Below are 24053 nucleotides of genomic sequence, written 5' to 3'. Positions count from 1 at the left end.
CGTCAGATGGAACATCTTATTAATATGTTCACTAAGTGACTTCAGATTAATCAGAGATGTTTCATTTTAATGATGATGATATTTTGATCCTGTGTTACCTCTTAATCTGTCAAATTGCTTGTAAGCATTATCTACACGTTGCTTTGGCGCCTTTTCAAATTCTTTTTCGGTAACTTTATATTGTTGTTGTAATTCGGCTAAACGTGTTCTTAGTTTGGTTTCAATCTCGTCGTAATTTTCGTCATCGATAAGGTTGGTTAACTCTTTTGGGTCGGTTTGTAAATCATATAATTCCCACTCATCAATATCATCATACACATGAATTAATTTATAACGATTTGTACGTATACCATACATCTTTTTTACCATATGGAATGCTGGATAATCGTAATAATGGTAGTAAACCGCATCTCTAAAATCTTCATTGTTTTCAGTACCATCTAATAAACCTGCAAAGGATTTTCCTTGCATATCATTAGGAATGTCAACATCTGCAAAATCTAAAAAGGTTTCAGCAAAGTCTAGGTTTTGGGTTAAGCCTTCAACAACAGTTCCTGGTTTAATTTTTTCAGGATATTGGATTAATAATGGCATTTTTAAGGATTCTTCATACATAAATCGCTTATCAAACCATCCTTTTTCGCCTAAATAAAAACCTTGGTCAGACGTGTACACAACAATGGTGTTTTCGGTTAAACCATTAGCATCTAAATAATCTAATATCTTCCCAATACCTTCATCTACCGAAGCTATTGTTGATAAATATTCTTGTAAATAACGTTGTCCTTTCCATTCGGCTAGTGCTTTGCCTGATAAATTAGCATCGTGAAACGCATCGTTTTTTGGTTGATAGGCTTTATCCCAAGCAGCACGTTGCTCTGGTGTCATTCGTTCAAAATCTGTTTTCCAAGGATTCCAAGCTAATTCTGGACTGCCTTTTTCTTTGGTCATTTTAAGGTCGTGACCTTCGTACATATCACGATAGATAGTCTGTAACTGCTCTTTTGATGCAGTTGAATTTTCGTGCTTTGTAAAATACGTATCAGGTAACGGAAATTGCACCGAATCGTACTTATTAACGTGACGTAACGCTGGCATCCAATTACGATGTGGCGCTTTGTGATGCACCATTAAAAAGAAAGGCTGATTGCTATTTTTCTTTTCATCTATGTAATCAATCGCGTAATCCGTAATTAAGTCGGTTGCATAGCCTTTAACGACAGTGGTATCTGGTAATTTGGTTGTCCAATGCGCAGTGGTATCAATGTGTTTTTTGTTTATGTGAACTGTATCTTGAATCTTAATAAACTGCGGATTATAATAGTTACCTTGGTCGTTTAAAATATTCCAGTGGTCAAAACCTTCAGGATAACCGTGTAAATGCCATTTACCTACTATTGCAGTATTGTAACCTGCTTCTTTTAGCAATTTTGGAAGCGTTTGTTGTGAACCATCAAAACGGTCGCCATTCATTCTAAATCCATTAATATGACTATGCTTTCCTGTTAACACTACAGCACGACTTGGTCCGCAAATAGAATTGGTACAAAAGTTATTTTTGAAAATCGCACCGTTTTTAGCTAGTCTATCAATGTTTGGTGTTGGTGCCAATTGACCAATAGGATGACCATACGCGCTAATGGCTTGCGCTGCGTGGTCGTCTGCCATAATGTAAATGATGTTTGGTCGTTTTGAGTTTTCAGTTACATCTGCATTGACAGCTTCTGACTTGTTTTCTTTGCAAGACTGAAGTATTAATAATGAGGTTAATATAAAAGAGATGTATCGCATTACTTTTTCGTTTTTATAATTTTAGTTTGAATAATTTCATCGTTAATTACTGTACGCTCAAAAAAGTTGAACACAATATCCAATTCTTCATAAGGAATTCTTGAAATTTCGTGACGTGCTTCTTTGACAATATTGAAATAGAAAGACGTTTCAAATTCCTCTAATTTATCAGCAATAATTTTAGAACCATCTAGCATTATATAACCATCTTTTGTTGGTGCACAATAATGATGTGGCGCATTTCCGTAAGGCACTAATTGGTCTTTTGTGCCGTGATACAACACCGTTGGTACAGCGTTTTCTGGCGTCATATAACTTGCATCAACAATAGCACCAGCGCAAGAAAAAGCACCAGCGAATTTTACATTGCTATACGCTTCGGCATTATCTACAAAATACTCGCGCATAAAAACTGCATTTAGAATACCTTCAGCACCAGCGCTACTACCACCAGCAATGATTTTTGTAGTATCAATTTGAAGTTCGTTAGCATGTTCAACTACATATTTTGCAGCATCCATATAATCGATAGCAGCTTGTTTAAAGGTTTCCAATTTTTCGTCTTTTGTACAATCGCAACCAAAACCTGTTTTTGTACCTTTTCTTAGTAAACGGTACGAAATGGAAATACCAATGTAATTCTGTTCTTTCGCTGCATATTTAACTAAATTTTCATCATCTATGTATTCTCTATGACCACCTGAAAATCCGCCACCATGCATCCAAAGCAATACAGGTAACGTGTCTGTTTTTTTGATGTTTTCTGGTGTGTAAACATCTAGTTTTAATGTGTCTTTTCCTTTGATCGAGTAGGTGTAAGTCGCTTTGTTTTGTGCCGAAAGTGTTAACACAAAAAAGAATACAAATACGTTTATTACTAATTTCATTTAGTCTAGTTTTTCAATTAAAATACCGCTAATTACAGGTAACCCTTCAATAGCGTTGAGTTTTAAAGTTAATCCTTTTTTTGTTTGAATAGTTGCCTGAAGCGTTACACCATATTTTTCTGGATAGGCTTGGGCTAAATTTAATTGTTCTTCTATTAATGTATCGTTGATATACACATCAAAAATGCGCTGTGTTTTAGTATTTCTTGAAGTTACTTCTGAAAGGTTATAAATATTCTCAGTTGGTTTAATTTGTGGCTCTACAAAATATAATTTTACGTTGTAATTGCCTTCAGGTACGTCTAGTTGATATTCTGTACAACCTTCTAACAAGGTTTGAAATAACGGTTCTGAATCTGTGTTTTTAATGTTATGTGGCAGACCTTGATTTTTATCTTTGGTCATCCCAAAAGCTGAACCATCTTTATATCCAAACCATCCTTTTTTATACGCTTGGTCTGGTACAAATGTGATGTTTTGTGTTTTATCATAAAAGTTGAAATGTGCACCTAAATTGATCCCAAAACGTTTAAAATTTTTAAAATCAAAAGCTTCAATACGATTAACTTTTATTGTTTTTTCTTCGGAAATAGTTTCAGTTGAAACTCTGATAGAATTATTACCATTTTTGAAAGGCATATCAATTGAAACAGTACCGTTTTCAATCTTAAAATTGCCTAAATTATTTCCATTTATGCTAACATTGATGTCATTTTGATTGGAATATATTTGAACTGGAACAGTTTCATTTTCTAAAACCGTTAGTTGCTTTAAATAATCTGTAGCGATATGTATAAATGGTTTTTTATCGTCTAAAACAGATTTGTACCAATAGTAAATATCTTTTGGTGTTCGGTCGTATTGCACCAGTCCTTTTTGGTTGACGTGCGGAATGGCATCTCCACGAAATTCTGAACCAAAATCGGCAAAATTCCAAGCTGTCATTCCTGTCATAAACGGTCTTTCTGTAATCTGTTTGTAATACGATTGATGCAGTTTTGCTTGATAATTGGTTGAAAAATCGAACTTTTTAGGTGTTTTAGTAAAAATTCTAACGTCTGCACCAGGACCATATTCTGACAATAATAATGAGCGCTTAGGATAACGTTGATGTTGTTGGTCTAAGAATTTATCTAAATCTTCAATTTGTGCATCATACCAACCAAAGTACAGATTCCAACCAAACAGCATTGGTAAATCTGCTATGCCAGTATCGTTATAAACTTCGTTTAAATGACCAGCCATAACTGTAATGTGGTTTGGTGCCAATTTTCGTGTTAAATCTTCTAGCTGGTTGGCCAATTTTAAAGTTGTGGTTTTTAAATCCTCTTTTTCTTTATCCGATGATTTTTTATCAAATGCCAATCGCAGAAAAATTTCATTCATATACCCAAACATCACTACACTTGGGTAATTGTAATATTGTTTGACGTGCTCGTTTTGCATTGTATGTGAGACCTCAAAAAACACTTCAGAATCGGTCACTTTATTTACTATAGGAATTTCTGTCCATACCAAAATCCCAAGTTCGTCACAAAGTTTGTATAATTCTCTAGAATGCGGATAATGTGCAAAGCGTATCACATTTGCACCCATATTTTTAATAAGATGAATATCTTGTTTTTGCAATTCTATTGGTACTACATTGCCATAATCTTTATAATCTTGATGACGATTTACACCAATTAATTTTATTGGTTTTCCGTTAAGAAAAAACCCTTTTTCAGGATCTACAGTTGCCCAACGAAAGCCTACATTAGATTGTTTTTGGTCTAAAACCGTTCCGTTTTTATCACTTAAGGTTAGCTGTAATTTGTATAAATACGGATGGTTTGGCGACCATAATTTGGGGTTTTTAATTTCAGGAATCGTGACCTTAACGGTTTCGGTTTTATTGGATTTTAAAGTTAATCCTTTATGTTCTTCTCTAATACGATTTCCTTCTGCATCTAAAATTTCAAGATATAAATGTGCATCCGTTTTGGTTTCAAAATTATCTATCGATATATCAACTTTTACACCAGCTTTGTCGTTGGAAACGTTGTAATAATTGACATAAAAACCATCGGATGCAAAATCCTTTAAACTAAAATGCTGTTTTGGGACTTTTATCAATTCCACATCACGATAAATACCACCATAGAATGTAAAATCTGCATCTAATGGTGGAATATCATCGTTGTGAGAATTATCGACTTCAACTTCAATTAAATTATAAGCATCAAAGTTTAAAAGCGATGTGATTTCGACATTAAACGCTGTGTAACCACCTTTGTGATTGGTTGCTTTTTTTCCATTAATAAAAACAGTAGCTTCCTGATTTACAGCATTAAATTTTAGATAGAAAATCTGGTCTTTATCTTGAGAAGACACATAGATTTGCTTTTTGTAATAGCCCAAACCACGACGGTAACCAGACTCGTCATCAAAAGCATCTTTATCATTCCATGTATGTGGAATATTTACGGTTTGCCAATGGGTTTTATCCTCGGAATATTGCCAACCAGAATTGATGATTTTAGATTGTGCGTGACTTAAAAAAAGGGAAGCCACACACGCCATTAAAACTAGGGAAAACGTCTTATATTTTATGTGTGGCATAATAATTAGCTATTAATCTAAAAGTTTGAATGAATTTTTTAAAGCAACATCAGAGCTTGTTCCGATAGCAACTTGGAATTCACCAGGTTCTGCAACAAAATCTAAATTAGAGTTGTAGAATTTTAAGTCTTCAACCGAAACTTTAAAAGTAACTGTTACAGTTTCACCCTTTTTAATAAATACTTTTTGGAAGCCTTTAAGCTCTTTTACAGGTCTTGTTACACTACCAACTAAGTCTCTTATGTATAATTGAGCTACTTCTTTTCCGTCGTAGTCACCAGTATTTGTAATATCTACCGAAACATTAATTGTATCGTTTTGAGACATCGATGTTTTATCTAGTTTAAGTTCGCCATACTCAAAAGTAGTGTAGCTTAATCCGAAACCAAACGGATATAAAGGCTCGTTACGAACATCTAAATAATTGGTTTTGAATTTTTCAAAATGACCTTCGTCGTTTCCTAATGGACGACCTGTATTTTTGTGATTATAGAATAACGGAACTTGACCAACATTTCTTGGGAATGTTGCCGTTAATTTTCCTGAAGGGTTAACATCACCAAACAACACATCTGAAATAGATAAACCAGCTTCACTACCAGGAAACCAAACATTAAGGATTGCCGGAACGGTTTCACTCTCTTCAACTAACGTTAGAGGTCTACCTGTAAACAGTACTAAGACAACCGGTTTTCCTGTTTTTAATAAGGCTTGTAATAAATCTTTTTGTACTTGCGGAATACCTAAATCTGTACGACTACTACTTTCGCCACTAAACTCAGCAGACTCACCAATAGTAGCTACAATAACATCAGATTTTTTAGCGATTGCTAAAGCCTCATCAAGCATTTGCTGATCTGTTCTTCCATCTCTTGGGATATCTTTACCAAACATTGTAGCACGCTTTTCTATGTCTAAGTCATAATCTACGTTACTTCCTTTTGCATATAACAAATTAACATCGTTACCAACGGTTTGTTGTAAACCGTCCCAAACCGAAATGGAACTTTGATGATCTGTAGATACAGACCAAGTACCAGCCATATTACTATTAGCTTTAGCTAACGGACCAATAACAGCAATAGTACCAGATTTTTTTAATGGTAAAAGCTGATTGTCGTTTTTTAATAATACTGAAGATTCTGCACCAACAAGACGTGCATAATCTCTATTTTCTTGTGTGTAGGTTTCGTTTTTAGCACGTTCTTCACTGCAATATTTGTAAGGATCGTCAAATAAACCTAATTGGTATTTTGCGGTTAACACACGTGCAACAGCAGTATCAATATCTTCTATAGATATTCTACCTTGGTCTAATGCACCTTTTAAAGCATGGGTAAAAGAGGCTTTAATATTTGGCGAATCACCAGCCATATCCATATCTAATCCAGCTTTTAATGCTAGCGAGGTTACATCGTATTCATCACCCATTCCGTGTGCACGCATTTCGTAGATACCAGTATAATCAGACACTACAAAACCATCAAATCCCCAATCATCACGAAGTAAATCTGTTAATAACCATTTGTTTCCAGTTGCAGGCACACCATCAATCTCGTTAAAGGATGCCATTACAGAGCCAACACCTTCGTCTACAGCAGCTTTGTAAGGCGCTAAATATTCGTTATACATTCGAATACGGCTCATATCTACCGTATTGTAATCTCTACCTGCTTCTGGCGCACCATATAATGCAAAGTGTTTTACACAAGACATTAAGGTATTATTTGCAGCCATATCATCTTGCTGATAGCCACGAACCATAGCGCGAGCAATAGCGCTACCTAAAAACGGATCTTCACCATTTCCTTCGGAAACGCGTCCCCAACGTGGATCGCGAGAAATGTCTACCATTGGCGAAAAGGTCCAGTTAATACCGTTTGCACTAGCTTCATTAGCTGCAATTTGTGCTGTTTTTTCAATCATTTCCATATTCCAAGAGGCAGATAAACCTAAAGGAATTGGGAATGTGGTTTTAAAACCGTGAATAACGTCCATTCCGAAAATAAGCGGAATACCAAGTCGGCTTTTTTCAACTGCAATTTTCTGAACTTCATAAATATTTTTTGGATCCTTAATATTGAAAAGACCACCAATTTTTCCGTCTTCAATCTTTTTTACAACATCAGTACTTTTTGAAGCACCTGTTGTAATTGGACCTGTAGCAGGAAGGTTTAATTGACCAATTTTTTCATCTAAAGTCATTAACCCGATAATAGAATCTACTTTAGTTTGATAAGGGTTATCGCTTTTTGACGATGTTGTTTTGTTGCTATTGGTATTACAAGATATAGCAGTTAGTAACCCAAAACCTATTGCTAGGGATTTTATGTTAGTAAGTTTAAGCATTGTCATTATTTATTTTTTTGATTTAGAGAAAAGCCATGTTAATAATTCAGGTTCTGCAAAAGCAGGATCCCAACTGTTGTGATTTGCATCTGAGTATAAAGTAAAATTTGGTTTTCCGCCATTTTCTAGAATAGCATTAACCATTTTTATTGAACCTTTTGGGTCTACAACATCATCATTTGCACCATGAAACACCCATAAATCTACTTTTGTTGCGTAGTTTTTTGTTAGTTCGGCATTGCCATCACCGCAAATAGCGATAGCAGCAGCGAACATATCTGGTTGTCTTGATAGAATTTCGAATGTTCCCATTCCACCCATAGATAATCCGCCAACATAAACTTTGTCTGTATTTACATAGTCTTTGCTGGTAACGTCTTGCATTAAATCTATAACCAATTGCATTGGTTTTGTAGCTTCTTTATCTTTAGGAAACACTAATTTTCTTGGAAAAGATGACCTATCTACATCTGCATTAGACCAGTAACTATCTTTTGGACATTGCGGGAAAATTACTATTGCAGGAAATGCACCACGATTGGTTTTGTCTGCAAATAATTTACTTCCGTGTGCTAACTGTCTTTGGTTATCATTTCCACGTTCGCCAGCACCATGAAGAAATAATAAAACAGGATATTGCTTGTCTTCTGAAAAATTTTCAGGATACATAATGCGGTACTTAAGCGTGTCTTTGCCTTTAATATGAACCTTTTCTTTATAAAGATCTTTTTGTGCAAATGCTAGTGATGTAATTAGTAGCAGACAAAAAGTAATTTGTGTTTTAATGTGTTTCATTCTTAGTGAGTTTAATAGGTGAATCCTAGTGTGTCTAATCCGTTTTGTACGTCTTCGTTTTGCATAAATAAATTCCACAGTAAACCTGTACGGTAATTTTCTATCATGATGATTTGTGGACCTTGGTCTATAGCCAAGTAGCGCTCTGTTACCCAATTATATTGCGGGCTAAATGCATCATAAAAACCAGCAGGTCCCATTAATTCATTTTCATAGAAATAATGCATTGCTGCTAAGGATTTTTCTGGTGTATATGGAATAGAGCTTATTGCTGCAGTTGGTGAAATTGTACCGTTATCATTTTCTGGTTCGTGAGCTGAATACCCTACAGAACCATCAGCATTACGTGTGTAACTTGCTGTTAATCCCCAACAATCTGGACCATAGTCTGCAAAATTATTTGGATTACTAACACAATGCTGATAATTAATATTGGTGTGATTAACATTTAAATCCCAATAATTAGCGTATTGATCGTTTAAGCCAGTTGGATTAAGTCCTAAATACGAATAATGTGCCCAAAATAAAGGACCAGTACCAGTGCCAGCATGATCTAAAATTAAAGGAATACTATATTGACTAGATGAGGATACTATATTACCATTACTTGCCCAACCTTGATGGTATACTTCTGCTGAAATTGGATAATCAGGTGATGCTGCACCAAGAATAAATGCTATTAATGCTTCGTTATAACCTTTTAATTCTAAGTTTATGGCGAACTCATCAGAAGGACTCCAATGCCATAATAATTTGTTTTGGTTGTTGGTGTACCAATCCCACTCGACACCTTTCCAAAGTGTATCAGCTTGGTTAGCTAAAGCTTGTTCTTCGGTAGTTCCGTTTTTAAAATATTCTTTCACACAAATTAAGCCTTGAACAAAAAAAGCTGTTTCAACAATATCTCCTCCGTTATCTTGAGTGCTAAATGGTATTGTAGCGCCAGAAGCATCATCTATCCAATGTGACCAAGCTCCGTGAAAACGATCTGCATTTTCGAAGAAGTTTAGTATTTGTGTTAAACGCTGTACACCTTCAGTTTTAGAAATATAACCACGTTCTATGCCTACTATAATAGCCATAAGACCAAAACCACTTCCTCCAGTTGTAATTACGTTTTGACTGTCTGACGGATTGTTAGGATGGTAACGCTCTTTTGCTGCTCCAGAATTTGAGCCTGCAAAATCCCAAAAATACTTGAAGGTTTCTTGCTGGGTTAAATCCAGAATTTCTTCATCCGTTAAGGGATCTATTACCACAGGATCGTCGTCATTTGGGTTGTAAGGTTCTTGATAGCCAGGACCATCATCGTTACCACAACTTAGAATAAATGTTATTAAAACTAGTAAACTGAAATTTTTCATCTAATTCTTGTTTTCGTGTTTAAAACCTAACTTTTTTAATCCTGTTTGTACATCATTATTTTTCATAAATAATTTCCAGAATAAACCTGTTCTGTGATTTTCTATCATTACCGGAATTGGACCTTGATCGATTGCTAAATATCTTGGTAAATACCAATTATGCTCAAAACTAAAAGCATCATAAGGACCATATTTACCAACCAAACTATCGTGATTTTTATAAAGATTTTTTAGCATTTGCATACTCTCTTTTGGTGTGTAAGGAAAAGAAGATAGTGCTGCTGTAGGTGATACAACACCAAGATCGTCTCCTGGTCTGTGACCAGCGTAACCGTTTACTGAATAGCTTGAGGTAAATCCCCAAATGTCTTTTCCGTATCCTTTATAGTTTTTTGGATTATCTATAGCGTATTTGTAATGAATTTTTGCATGATTTTGAGTTAACTTCCAATAATCACCAAACTGATCTGTTAAGCCTTTAGGGTTTAAGCCTAAGTAAGAGTAATGTGCCCAAAATAGCGGACCTATTGGTGCGTCGCTATGTTCAAAATAGTCTAAAACTAATTCTTCATCATAATATGAATCTTTAGAAACAATAGCACCGTTTCTTGCCCAACCTTTTTCATAAACTTCTTTAGATATTGGATGTGTTGGTGAGGCAGCAGCAAGTACATACATAATTAAGCATTCGTTATAACCACCGACAGGAAAATTCATATCCCAACCGTATTCTGGCGACCAATGCCAATACAATACGTCTTCGCCTCCTTTGGTGTACCAATTCCACTCAACATCTTTCCAAAGTTTATCTATTTTGGCTACTAATTCTTGCTCTTGTTTGTTTCCGTCTTTAAAATATTCTGAAACAGTAAGTAATCCTTGAATTAGAAAAGCTGTTTCTACCAAATCGCCACCATTATCTTTTTTTCCAAATGGGTAAACTTTACCAGTTTCACCATCTATCCAATGAGACCATGCACCATGAAAACGGTCTGCGTTTTCAAGAAAATTTACAATTTTAGTATATCTTTTAAAAGCTTGTTCTCTTGTAATCCAACCGCGTTCTACACCAACTAAAATAGCCATAAGCCCAAAGCCAGTTCCTCCGGTTGTTACTGTGTTTTTAGGTGAGCTTGAGTAATTTTCATCTAAATGAATACGCTCTCTTGCCATACCAGAATTAGGTTCGGCACCATCCCAGAAGTAATTGAATGTTTGATATTGAATAGTGTCTAATAGTTGATTTTCGGTTAATTCAACTTTAGTATTATTAGCTAAAGCTAACTCAGAGTTTTCTTTGTTTTTGGTATTGTTTTTACAGCTAAAAATTGATAATAGTATAGCTGTCAAAACAAGGATATTATTTTGAAGGTTTAATCTCATTAGAAAAAATTAAGATAAACTTTAGCTGCATTTACGCGATTATAAATACAGCTAAAGAGTGAAAAAATAGACTAATCTAAAATGTTAATGTTTGCTATTAATTAATCTACGGTTACAACATGGCTTGTATTTCAGCCTGAGTAAGTGCTTTTTTATAAATTTTTAAGTCATCCATTAAACTAGCGTCAGAATTATGACCCCAACCTGTAAACCTTGGAGCACCAGACATAATTGAAATAATATCACAACCAGTCCAATCTACACCTGCAAAAGCATTTTGACTAACAACTTGACCATCTATATAGACTACACATTCTGTACCTGAAATGGTAAAAGCCATTTGTTTCCATTGGTCAATAGTTGGGTCTACATCTGCAGCTGCACCACCATCAAACCATGAGTCTGATGAACCGCTACCTACATTTAATTTAAAACGTTGCATTCCACCAGCGTTTTCACGGAAGAATCTAAATCCTTTAGTACGATCATTTTGAGCATCAGGATTAGCAGTGTCTTCTGGACCTATTACTAATACGCCAGCTCTATCTGGTGTTGCATTAACTTTGTATCTAAATACAGCTGAAAACTCTTCATTTAATAAACCTTCTGTTGGGAAAGTTAAGTAAGAATCTGTAGCACCTTGGTATGCGCTACTACCTTCAAAAGCATCAGATGAAAATCCTGGATTACCAACCTCTGTACAGTCTTGATCACTGAAGCTTTCTGTATAACTACCATTAAATGCTAGTTTAAAAACTTGATCGCTATTGGCAATTAATTCTGTAATATCATTCTGTGTTAAAGCGATATTGAATAATCTTAAGTCATCCATATAGCTTTGGTCAGCATTGTGTCCCCAACCTGTAAATCTAGGAGCACCAGACATTATAGATAATATATCACAACCTGTCCAATCTATTCCAGAAAAGCTATTTTGAGTTACAACTTGACCGTTGATGTATACAGTAGCTTGAGATTCTGAAATTGTAAAGGCTAAGTGAACCCATTCGTCTAAAGTTGGATCTACATCTGCAGCTGCACCACCATCAAACCATGCTTCTCCAGATCCTGTTCCGATATTTAATTTGAAACGTTGCATTCCTCCAGCATTTTCACGAAAAAGTCTAAAACCGCTAGTACGATTATTTTGCGCATCTGGGTTTGCTGAATCTGGAGGACCAATAACTAATACACCTGCACGATCTGGTGTAGCGTTAACTTTCATCCAGAAAGCGGCACTAAATTGGTTAGCTAGAAGACCATCTGTAGGGAATGTTAAATAAGAATCTGGTGCGCCAGCATATGCATTTGATCCAACTCTTGCTTCACCAGCAAAACTTGGAGCTCCAAATTCTTCTGCGTCTGTAACAGTTACAAGCTCTGTGTAACTACCATCAAAAGGCATATAAAATGTTTCGCCTTGATATTCTGGTGTATATGGTGGTTGTTTGCTAAAGTTGTTAGTTACACTTGTTGTGTTTCCTGCTATATCTGTAGCAGTAACAGTAATAAAGTGATCACCTGTGGTTATATTATCATAAACAAACTCTTCATTAAAAATTCTATAATCTAAGAATGAATTGTAAGAAGCTATAACATCTCCATCAAGTTCTACAACTACAGAAGTTAGTTCTATATCATCTTCAGCTTTAAACTCTATAGGAGTTGAAGTAACAAGATCTGCTACTTGAATTTGAAAACCATCAACAGGTTTTTCTATCGTAACAATAGGAGCACCAGCGTCAGGACCTGGATCTACTTGTGTTATTGGATCTATACCCTCGTAACATGACGCAGTAAGCGCTAAGGTTAAATAGGCTAAAATATATGTGCTTAGTTTTTTCATAATTTAGTGTTTTATTCAAGAGGTAATAAGTCTACTTGTGCTTGTGGATATGGTAAATACTCGTCGTCAGCAGTAAAAGTTCTTCCTTCGTAGCTTAACTCGTCATATCTATTTAATCTGATCATATCAAAGTATCTGATTCCCCATTCCATTGCTAATTCTGCAAATTTTTCGTCAATGACGTCGTCTGTAGTTACTCCAGATAGAGCAGGCATATTTACTCTTGCTCTAACGCTATTTACAGCTTCGTCTGCTGTCATTACTGTTCCTGTAGCACCTTGTGTTAATGCTTCTGCATACATTAATAAGATTTCTGCATATCTAATAGCAATTAGGTTTTTACTAGAACCGTAGCTGTTTCTTCCAGGTGTTAATTGAGTAGAAGGAAGGTAGTGTTTACCACTAGCAAACATAGCTCTTGGGTAGTCGTTAAAAATGTCTCCAGAAGGTGTTGTGTTAGATACATAATTAGGAAGCGTTGCGTATGCTGGATCTTCCATGATTTCGTCAATACCTCTTGGTGTGAAGCATACACTAGTTACTAATCTAGTTTGATCACCTCTATCTAGCATAAATTTGATAAATTTTAAACTTGGCTCATAAAATCCCCAACCTCCAGATGCAGTTTCTACAACTGGTGTCCAGCTAGAAGGACCAAAAGGCGCAAAAAGGTGATTGTTAACATCTCCAGAATCGGTATTGTAATCTGAGAATTGTAATTCAAATAAGTTTTCGTTACAAAGTTTTCCTGGTTTTTTAAATAATTCGTAATAATCTGGGAATAAAGAGAATTTGTTTGAGCTAATAATTTCTTCTGTAGCTTCTGCAACTCCTTGGTAATCTTCCATTTCTAAATTAGCTAAAGCTTTTACTGCTAGTGCAGTATATTTTGTTACACCACCAGGTACATCTTCACGTTCGTTAGGTCTTGCATCTGGTAGGTAAGGTATAGCTTCATCCATTAGATCTGATACGTACTGCATAACTTCCATTTTAGAGTCAATTCCGTTATCAATATCTATTTGAGGATCTGCAGGGTTTTGAATAATATAAATATTACCCCAAAGACGCGACATTTGTAAGTGTTGGAAACCACTAAGTACTTTAGTTTCTGCAACATATTGGTTTGCTAGGTCTACATATGAGCCAGTAGCTAAATCACCGTATCTTTGTATTATTTCGCCAGCATTAAGTACGTCTACAATATCTCCGTAGAAGTTTTTCCAAACTTGGTTATACATCCAGAATCCATTATCATAATTGTATAAATCTGTTTCTGCAAATAAAGGTTGATCACCAAGTCCACCAGCATTAACATCATCACCTCTAACACCAACTAATAATGGGTCTTCCCAACCTCTTGTATAAGTTGTAGAGTATGCACCAATTAATGGTAAAATCATATCACTAGATATAGTATAATCTAAATCGTCTGTGGCTACTTGACCTTCAATTTCTTCTAATTTGTCATTACAATTGAAGAAAGTAAACCCAACTGCTAACAATAAAGTTAGTTGTTTAAAGTTTTGTTTTAAATTTTTCATAAAGCTTTTCTTTTTTAAATTTTTACGTTAACTCCAACGGTGTACACTGCAGGTACAGGATATGTTTGTCTATCTACACCATTTGCTACTTCAGGATTAAACCCATTGTAATTAAAGAAAGTAAATGGTCTGTCTGCAGTAAAGTAAACTCTTGTTTCTGGCATATTATCGCCTAGTAATGTTCCTGATTTTATAGTATAAGCTAATTGAATGTTTTGGATACGGAAGTAAGCACCATCTTCTATGAAAAATGAACTTAATTTTTGGTTCCAAGCTCTTCTTCTTCCTGCTGCAGAAGGGTATGAGTTTGTTGTACCTTCTCCGTGCCATCTATTGATAGCAAAATCTGCATCCATATTAGTATCGTTTGTAAAAATTACTTCACCTCTTTTTCGATTTAGTATTTGGTTACCAGATTGACCTTGCATGTCTATTGATAAATCAAAGTTTTTGTAAGATACTTTTAGATTTGCCCCATAATTGAATGTAGGTAGATAAGAGCCTATGTTTACTCTATCATTATCGTCTATAACACCATCGTTATTTTGGTCTACATATTTAAAGTCTCCTGGTACTAATCCATTATCTACAGCAACAGGATCATTAGCAACTTCTGTGTCGTTTTGGTATACTCCAGCAACTTCTAATCCGAAGAAGTAGTTTACAGGTTCTCCTACCTCAATTCTTTGTCTAAATTCTGCACTACCAGTATCTATATAACCACGACCGTTATCTAGTTTAGTTACTTCGTTATCTAAAGTTGCGATGTTACCACCGATTGAGAATTTCCAGTTATCATTGATAGTTTGATTCCAATTAGCAGCAAATTCAAAACCTTTGTTTCTCATTTCTCCAATATTATCTCTTACAAAGTTACCAGTAATCGGTACTTCTCTTGATGCTACTAAATCTTTAATATCTCTTATGTAATAATCAGCTTCAAGACTTAATCTACTATTAAATAATCTAGCACTAATACCTATATTGGTTTCTTCCATAATCTCTCTTTTAAGATTTTGAAAAGTTGTACTACCAATTATACCATTAGTTTGTGTATCGTCTATTGCTGTAACGATTGTGTTTATTGTGTTTGTACCAGAGCTTCCTGATAAAGAACCGTTAGATAATTGTCCCCATGTAGCTCTTAATTTTAAGAAGTTAATAAAATTACTATCGTTTAAGAATTTTTCTTTTGAAATTACCCAGCCTAAACCAAATTGAGGAGTTGTTTTCCAAATTTCTCTTGGGAATCTTGAGTCTCCTTCACGTCTTACGGTTGCGTTAAATAAATATTTATCATCAAAACCGTATTCTAGTCTACCTAAATAAGACATGTAATAAAATCTGCTAGCACTTTCAAAAACTCTACCGTTAAAAGAATCTGGATCTGCAAAGTTTAAATACCAAGAACTTTCAAAATCTACAGCGCTAATATCTTCTCCAGTAGCAGAGAAACTGTTAGAATGTAAATCTCTATATGATGTACCAGCTATTGCTTTTACAGAGTGTTTACCAAATGTGTCAGAGTAAGTTAAAAGATTATCCCACATTTGGTTAGATGTTGTTAAATTAGCTCTTCTAATACTAGAAACTTGTCTTTGAGATTGACCAGATATGAAGTAAGGTAATCTTACATTTCTTTCTAATATTGTTGAATAATCATTGTAATAGGTTGTTTTAAAAGATAATTTATCAGGAATAAGGTAATACTCTGCATAGATGCTTGTAAGTAGTTTTCTTATTCTTAATTGATTATCATTAAACGTCATAGCCGGAAATGGGTTTTGTGATCCTCTATAACCAAGTAAAGTAGCGTCTGAAAAAGGTATTGGGTCTGCAGCTGTGTTTGTATAGTCGTATTTTGGTAAAATAGGTACTGCAAAATAAGCTTGAAACCATGCTCCGTTTTCTGGGTTATATTTGGTAGCATTACTAAACGCACTATTTACTCCTACTTTAAAACGATCTGATACGTCTATGTCTATATTACCTTGAATATTAAAACGTTCGTATTCGTTTTTCATGTCTAAGATACCTTCTTGGGCAAAATAACTTGTGTTTATACCGTAGTTAGAGTTTTCTCCGCCACCTGTAATACCTAAACTATGGTTTGTAATTGGTGCATCTCTTAAAACTTCTCTGTACCAATCTGTGTTTACGTTAGGGATGTTAGGATTAACACGACTTCTACCAAAACGTTGTATAGCATTTTCTACATATTGTATATCTGCAGCAGATCCAGACTCATAAACCATAGTTACAAACTGTTCTGCGTTAGCCATTTTTAATACGTTTTGTGCATGTTGAATACCTGTATATCCATTATAAGTAATAACAGGTTTGCTACCTTTTTTACCGCCTTTAGTTTTAATAATTATAACACCATTACTACCTCTTTGACCAAAGATTGCTGTAGAAGAAACGTCTTTTAAAACAGAAACAGATTCTATTTGACTATTATCTAAAAAGTCAATGTTATCATACCAGTTTCCATCAACTACGTAAAGTGGGTTTTGACTACCGTTTAAAGTGTTAATACCACGAATTCTTACATTAGGAGAATCTCCTGGTGATCCTGCACTTGTAATTTGCACACCAGGTACTTTACCTTGTAAAGATTGCATTACGTTACTGTTAGGTGTTTTTTCAATAACCTCTGAGTCTACAGTTGTTATTGCTCCGGTTAAATCTGATTTTTTTTGTGAACCATATCCTATAATAACAACTTCTTCTAAGTCTGAAACTTGAGTTTCTAAAGCTATGTTTAAAGTGTTTTGGTTTGCAACAGTTATTTCTACTGTTTTAAAGCCTATGTAACTAAATTCTATTACATCACCTTGTTTGGCGCTAATTGTATAATTGCCGTCAAAGTCTGTACTTGTTCCTGTACTAGTGCCTTTAATTAGGACATTAGCACTAGGTATAGGCAATCCGTCTTCCATACTGGTTACAGTACCTGTAATAGTTCTGTCTTGTGCATATAAAGTAATGCCAAGAAGGAAGAAGAATAAAACGCTAATCTTTGTTCTCATTTACTTTTAGTTTTTAAATGTTAGTGAAGTAAAATTAACAGCTATTTAACTAAATCTTTTATTTGGAAATACATTTTGATTACGTCATGATTGTAAAAATGTTAAAAACACAGGTATGACGTACTGTTAAACTATTAAAAAATTAGCAAATACGCAACTAAAACGTTATAGTGACGTAGTTTTGACGTATGTTAAAAATGACTTATTTTGTTAAAAAAAGTACTAATTAAAACTGTGTAAATATTCGGTAAGAGAGTCTTCTTTATCTAGTTTTAGTTTTCTTTTAAGACGATATCTATGCGTTTCTACACCTCGTGTAGATATGTTCATTAGAGGTGCAATTTCTTTTGTGGTTAGATTCATTTTGATGTAGGCAGAAAGCTTTAAATCTTTAGGTGATAATTTTGGATGTTTTTCTTTTAACTGATTGAAAAACTTTTTGTGTACTTGGTTAAAATTATATTCAAATATTTCCCATTGATCTTTGTTACCAATGGTTTGATCTATTTTTTTCTGAATTCTTCTGTTAATTAATTTATTGCTAAACTGCCCTTCGTTAATTTGAAGATCTTTTTTTATTTCTAGTAAAGCTTCGTTCTTTTTAACTAGTGCAATTGCGGTATTTGCTAGTTGTTTGCTCTTTAATTGAATTTCGCTTTCTAAAGCTTCATTTTTAATTTCTACTAATTTGCGTTCGTTTTCTATGTTTTTTTCTCTTAATAAGTGCTGTTGTTCTTTTTTTAATTCAATTTCAAGTCTTCTTTGTTCTTTATACATTTTACGCTTGTGTAAAAAATAAAAAATAGCCGTAAGGATTAATGCAGCAATAAAGTATAGTATAAATCCAAGACTAGATTTATACCAAGGTGGAAGTACGTGTAATTTTAATGATTTTACATCAGATGTTTGTCCAGATTTATTAGTGGTTCTAAAAAGCACTCCAAAATCACCATTTTTTAGATTAGATAGTACCAGGTTTTCATTATCTACTTTTTCCCATTTATTTGGATCTGTAGTAAGGCTATATTCAAAACTATGGCTAGTTGAACCAGGTGATGATATAGTAATATTGATATTACCATTATTGGGTATGTCTATAACTTTATTTTCTAAACTCACATAAGTATCATTAACTTTTATTTGCTCTATAGCTGGAGTTTTTGGTGATTGAGCAGAAAAGTTATGATTAGGATTAAATATTAAAAAACCATCGTTAAGATTTAATGTGTATGTTGAGTCGTTTAATTTTGATACGTTTTCATAACCTAAGATAATACGGTTGTCATAGTAGTTTCTTGTTAAAATTTCTCTTACAGAATTATCTTCATCTAGTTTAATAATTCCGTTATTGTTTTTAAAAAATATACTATTTGTTGACGCTTCTGAAATTACATCTGAGTTTTTACCTATCTTTTCATTTAAAAAAGGATATGGTACTATGCTATCTAATAAGGGCTCGTATTTTTTCCAACCATTATTTGTCTTGAAACAAATGGTGTTTTTAAGTTTATAAACTCTTACGTTATAATCTGTTTCTAAACCTTTATGATTATAGTCTACAACTTTTGTTATTGAATCATGATTAGTATTAAAAACAACTTTACTTAATCCTTTATAAGCGTTTGCAGCCCATGCTTGTTGTTTGTTTTCAAATTCTAAAAATCGCGTAGGATTAGTCGTTTTACCTAAATGGTTAACTTGCCACTTATTATTCTCTTTTTTAAATTTAACTAAACCTCCATAGGTACCTTGGGTATATATGTCTGTATCTGGTATTTTTTTTAAAGTCCAACCACCAGTGAAGTTAGAGATAAGTTCAGTTTTGTCTTTTGAAACCAGATATGTACCGTTATTGTGACCACAAAATAGTTGATCATCAATTATTTTTAAATCCCAAACTTGTCCTTGTGTACCTTCAATAAATTTAAGATTATGGTCTTGGTCTAGATAATAAAGACCAGTATTACTTCCTATATAGATGGTGTTATTAAAATTTATAACATCATAAACAGCTCCTAATTTACCCGTTACATCATTGTAATAAGAGATATTGTTTTTTAAGTTAATTTTAGAAAGTCCATTATCTAAACACAGCCAAATATTTTCATTTTTTTCAATTAAAATGCTTAAAACAGTATTGTTAGCAAGTCCATTTTCTTTGTTTATATTATAAACAACTTCACCATTATGATTGGTTATATAAAGTCCATTTTTGATAGTTCCAAAAACTAAATATCCGTTATCAAGCTGTCCAAAACGATTAAGTTGATATTTTTTTAAAGTTTCGTTTATGGGTAAGTTTAATGGTTCTAACTTTTTATTTTTAATAATAAAACAACCTTTTAAATCTGTTGTAAGTAGCAATTGATTTTTATAGTTAGAAATAGATATTATTCTATCTCCTGCTATAATATCATCTTGAATGAAAGGAGTTAATTTTAATTGATTGTTAAGTATAAACACACCTTTGTTTAAAGTTGAAACATATAAAGTGTTATTAACTATACTGCAAGAAATAACTGTAGATGGTAAATTAATTTTAGTGATTTTATCATTTTCATAAACGTAAATATTTTGAAACGATCTAAAAACGATCTTATCGTTGTAATCTAATATCTGCCAAAACTCTTCACTTGTTGATTTAGTTTTATTTAGTAAATGTGATAATGAATGATAGATAATTTGACCTTTGTCATTGTAAGTCCAATATCCAAATTCTTCATAAGAACCAGTGTAAATCTTGTCTTTTACCGCTAAAACAGATCTTATAGTTGTTTTATTAGGTAACGATTTAATTTTCCAATTTAATCCATTATAAATTAAAAGTCCGTTGTTGTTAGCAACATAAATTTTACCGTCATCTCCTTTAGATATTCCCCAATTTTGGTTACTTGCATTATATTTTGAAAGTGAATAATTTTCAAAATATGGTGTAAATTGAGCGTTAGCAAAAGGACTTGCCAGAATACAAATAAAGACTAAAAGTGTTTTTAATTTCATTTTAAAAACTTATTTTTTATTTAAGATCAGATATACAGGAAAATGGTCACTATAACCACCTTTATAATTTTTTCCAACATAAGTCCGATAAGGACTACCTTTATACTTACCGTCATATTGTTTTAAAAAATCTGCATCATAAATATCTGCTTTTACGTAGCGTAGTGTTTTTGGCTTTCTTTCAAAAAAATTGTGTGTAATTATAATCTGATCAAATAAATTCCACTCAAAATTATGACTTGTTGTACCTCTATCAATAGATAGTAGAGTGTCCATCGGGTTAAACAAACCTATATTATCTACCAACTGTTTTATACTATTACTAAAAGGATCATCATTAAAATCTCCCATTACTACAATTTTAGGATTGTCATAATCTTCTTGTAGTCTTAAAATAATAGCTTGTACTTGTTCTGATGCTTTAATACGTTTAAATTCTGTAGCAACATCACCAGTTCTTCTTGATGGCCAATGGTTGACTATAAAATGTATTTTTTCACCAAAAAACAAACCAGATACTAATAAGATATCCCTTGTGTAGTCGGGTAATCCATCTTCATCGGTTAAAGTAAAGGTGAAAATTTCAGAATGTAAAACCTCAAACTTTTTACTATCGTAAATAAATGCTACGTCTATACCACGTTCATCTTGACTATCATAATGTACAAATTGATACGGATACTCTTTAAGGTGTTTTGAAGCAATTAAATCCCTTAATACAGCATCATTTTCTACTTCTGCTAACCCAATAATTGCTGGATGACTGTTGGTTTCTTTTCTACCAATGTTAGAAATAGCATAACCAATTTTACGTAGCTTATTTTTATAACGTTTAACTGTCCAGCGCTTTTTGGAAGTAGGGATAAAATCATCATCACGAGTAAATTCATCATCATAAATATCAAAAAGATTTTCGATATTATAAAAAGCAACAGTTTGTTTATTAGTTTTAGATTTAAATATATTAAACTTCAAAAGGATAGAATTTTAAAAGTCTAAAAATAGCAAATTTATTGTGGCTACAATTATGTAAATTTGCAATATAAATATTTATATGCTAGAGAAAAAAGACATAAAATTAGAAAGCGCCGTATTAATTGGTGTAGTAACAAGAGAACAAGACGAAGCACAATCTAAAGAATACTTAGATGAACTAGAGTTTTTAACCTATACAGCAGGCGGAGAAGTAAAAAAACGTTTTACCCAAAAAATGGAGATGCCTAATCCCAAAACATTTATTGGTACAGGTAAAATGGAAGAGGTAAAGCAGTTTATTGATGATAATGAAATTGGGACAGCCATTTTTGATGACGAGTTAAGCGCAGCACAAGAACGCAATATTAGTAAGATTTTAGGTGTTAAAGTATTAGACCGTACCAACTTAATCTTAGATATTTTTGCACAACGTGCTCAAACTAGTTATGCACGTACGCAGGTAGAATTAGCACAATGCGAATACTTGTTACCAAGACTTAAAGGAATGTGGACACACCTTGAGCGTCAAAAAGGAGGTATTGGTATGCGTGGACCTGGTGAAACCGAGATTGAAACAGATAGACGTATTGTACGTGATAAAATAGCATTGTTAAAAGCTAAAATAAAGACTATTGATAAGCAAATGGCTGTGCAACGTGGTAACCGTGGTAAGATGGTGCGTGTAGCTTTAGTTGGTTATACAAACGTAGGTAAATCTACTTTGATGAACACTATTAGTAAATCTGAAGTCTTTGCAGAAAACAAACTATTTGCAACTTTAGATACTACAGTTAGAAAAGTTGTAATTCAGAATTTACCATTTTTATTAACCGATACTGTTGGTTTTATACGCAAGCTGCCAACACAATTGGTAGAAAGTTTTAAAAGTACGCTAGATGAAGTACGTGAAGCAGATTTATTGCTTCATGTTGTAGATATTTCGCATCCAAATTTTGAAGAGCATATTGCTTCTGTAAATAAAATTTTAGGTGAAATTGATAGCGCAGACAAACCTACAATTATGGTGTTTAATAAGATTGATGCTTATAAGGCAGAACCATTTGATGAAACCGATTTAACTGCTGAACGTACCACAGATCATTATAGTTTAGCTGAATGGAAAAGGACTTGGATGAATAGAGTAGGAGAAGACAATGCTTTATTTATCTCTGCGCTAAACAAAAGGAATTTAGAAGAATTTAAAAAGCGTGTATATAATGAAGTAAGAGAAATACACGTTACACGTTTTCCTTATAATCACTTCTTATATCCAGATTACGATTATGAAAATTTAGGAGAAGAAGAGTAAAATAACTTGGGCGTTACCCACTTTTGTTTTTAATGACAAAAGTGCGTCGGGCTTTCGCTAGTCGCAATCAAAGATGTGCTCCAACAATAGCTCAATCCCTAACGCATAAAAAAAGTGCTTCCTTTTTGGGAAGCACTTTTTTTATATCTAAATCTAGAGTGTTTATTATAGTTTATAGTTTAAACCAAATAACCAGTAAGATTGTAAATCATTATCTGCATTATCTAAACTTACACCTTGGTAAGCTGCAGCTTCTTGTTTGTTACTTCTTAAACCAAAGTCAAAACCAACACCTATGTTTTTCCATAATGTATACCCAAAACTGTTAATCCAAGTCCAGTTAGAGTAGTCACCGCTTTTATAGCTAGCAAAACCAGAGAAGTTAGATTTAAAGTTTACTTTACCAATTTGTCTAGTATAGTCTGCTACAAATTTAGCTCCTAAAGAAGATTCAAAAACAGTACCTTCATCAGCAAAAACAAAGTTGTAGTTTAATGGATGTATTACAACTACTAAGTTTTCTATAGGTGTCCAAGTTGCACCAACACCAAGGTCTAAATAACCAGGGTTATTAAAATTGTTTAAAAGTGTTGTTCTGTATTCTCCTAATCCAGAAATTGCCCACTTATCACTTAATTTTCTACCATAAAGAGATGTGATATTAAAAACGTCTGTGTTTTCTCTAAACTTATCGCTGTCTGTAGGATCGTCTTTATCATCTAATTTTACCCAACCTAAATTCACATTTAAGTTATTACGCCAGAAAAATTTCTCTTCAATTAAATTTGCGTAACCATTTACAGTAAAACCAATATTACCAGAACTGTTGTTAGGTGCTGCTTGAGCATACCAATTGTTAAATTCAGAGATACTTCCTCCAATGGTACCAAAAGCACCAACTCTCCAACCTGGTAACGCATCTATTTGAGCTTGTATAGCATTTGCTTCTGCTTGAAACTTATCAGCTTGTGCTTGTTTTTCAGCTTTTTCAGCTTTTAATTCTTCTTTTGTTTGAGCATTTACGGAAACGATTCCTAAAAATATAGCTCCAATAAGTAATACTTTTTTCATTTCTAATTATTTTAGTTTTTAATAAAACGGATGCAAAGGTAAGTTTTACTTTTGATTTATGTGAAATTATCAAAACAACTTAAAAGTCTATTATTCAGTAATTTAA

14 protein-coding genes are annotated in these 24053 nt (G+C 33.5%); 1 reads left to right on the top strand and 13 read right to left on the bottom strand.

Going from position 1 to position 24053, the window contains the following annotated elements:
- Positions 1-66: 66 nt before the first annotated feature.
- The 12 genes from H574_RS0103145 to H574_RS0103090 all read right to left on the bottom strand — a co-directional run bounded on the left by H574_RS0103145 (position 67) and on the right by H574_RS0103090 (position 21567).
- Positions 67-1791: a sulfatase family protein gene (locus H574_RS0103145; RefSeq protein ID WP_027879166.1), complete on the bottom strand. Its 1725-nt coding sequence runs from the start codon at positions 1789-1791 to the stop codon at positions 67-69.
- On the bottom strand, positions 1791-2678 hold the full coding sequence (locus H574_RS0103140; protein ID WP_027879165.1) for an alpha/beta hydrolase: 888 nt from the start codon (positions 2676-2678) through the stop codon (positions 1791-1793). The genes H574_RS0103145 and H574_RS0103140 overlap by 1 nt, the downstream gene beginning before the upstream one ends.
- Complete coding sequence (locus H574_RS0103135) at positions 2679-5279, bottom strand: glycoside hydrolase family 2 (RefSeq protein WP_027879164.1); 2601 nt, start codon at positions 5277-5279, stop codon at positions 2679-2681.
- A 12-nt stretch (positions 5280-5291) separates the two neighbouring features.
- The gene (gene bglX, locus H574_RS0103130; RefSeq protein WP_027879163.1) at positions 5292-7634 is read right to left on the bottom strand and encodes a beta-glucosidase BglX; all 2343 of its coding nucleotides are present in this window, start codon (positions 7632-7634) and stop codon (positions 5292-5294) included.
- A gap of 3 nt (positions 7635-7637) precedes the next feature.
- Positions 7638-8423 (bottom strand): carboxylesterase family protein, encoded by a 786-nt coding sequence (locus tag H574_RS0103125; protein ID WP_027879162.1) that lies wholly within the window; start codon positions 8421-8423, stop codon positions 7638-7640.
- Between the two features lie 11 nt (positions 8424-8434).
- A complete protein-coding gene (locus H574_RS0103120) occupies positions 8435-9787 on the bottom strand; it encodes a glucoamylase family protein (protein WP_027879161.1) in 1353 nt (450 codons plus the stop codon).
- Entirely contained in the window at positions 9788-11170 is a 1383-nt protein-coding gene (locus H574_RS0103115) for a glucoamylase family protein (protein ID WP_027879160.1), read from the bottom strand. It abuts the gene before it with no gap.
- A 112-nt stretch (positions 11171-11282) separates the two neighbouring features.
- Positions 11283-13016, bottom strand: coding sequence for a LamG domain-containing protein (locus tag H574_RS0103110; RefSeq protein WP_027879159.1), 1734 nt, complete (start codon positions 13014-13016; stop codon positions 11283-11285).
- Positions 13017-13027: 11 nt separating this feature from the next.
- On the bottom strand, positions 13028-14560 hold the full coding sequence (locus tag H574_RS0103105) for a RagB/SusD family nutrient uptake outer membrane protein (RefSeq protein WP_027879158.1): 1533 nt from the start codon (positions 14558-14560) through the stop codon (positions 13028-13030).
- A gap of 14 nt (positions 14561-14574) precedes the next feature.
- Entirely contained in the window at positions 14575-17592 is a 3018-nt protein-coding gene (locus tag H574_RS0103100) for a SusC/RagA family TonB-linked outer membrane protein (RefSeq protein ID WP_027879157.1), read from the bottom strand.
- Between the two features lie 222 nt (positions 17593-17814).
- Positions 17815-20592, bottom strand: coding sequence for a helix-turn-helix and ligand-binding sensor domain-containing protein (locus H574_RS0103095; RefSeq protein ID WP_027879156.1), 2778 nt, complete (start codon positions 20590-20592; stop codon positions 17815-17817).
- 9 nt (positions 20593-20601) lie between these two features.
- Positions 20602-21567: an endonuclease/exonuclease/phosphatase family protein gene (locus H574_RS0103090; RefSeq protein ID WP_027879155.1), complete on the bottom strand. Its 966-nt coding sequence runs from the start codon at positions 21565-21567 to the stop codon at positions 20602-20604.
- A gap of 79 nt (positions 21568-21646) precedes the next feature.
- Between H574_RS0103090 and hflX the strand changes: the two genes are divergently transcribed.
- Positions 21647-22876 carry a GTPase HflX gene (gene hflX, locus H574_RS0103085; RefSeq protein WP_027879154.1) on the top strand — a complete coding sequence of 410 codons (1230 nt, stop codon included), beginning with the start codon at positions 21647-21649 and terminating at the stop codon, positions 22874-22876.
- A 165-nt stretch (positions 22877-23041) separates the two neighbouring features.
- Here the strand turns inward: hflX and H574_RS0103080 are convergent, their stop codons facing one another.
- Positions 23042-23947 (bottom strand): DUF3078 domain-containing protein, encoded by a 906-nt coding sequence (locus tag H574_RS0103080; RefSeq protein ID WP_027879153.1) that lies wholly within the window; start codon positions 23945-23947, stop codon positions 23042-23044.
- Positions 23948-24053 lie beyond the last annotated feature (106 nt).

The sequence above is a fragment of the Mesoflavibacter zeaxanthinifaciens DSM 18436 genome, from assembly GCF_000422365.1.
GTDB classification, from domain to species: domain Bacteria; phylum Bacteroidota; class Bacteroidia; order Flavobacteriales; family Flavobacteriaceae; genus Mesoflavibacter; species Mesoflavibacter zeaxanthinifaciens.
This window is presented reverse-complemented; position numbering and strand designations above follow the sequence as displayed.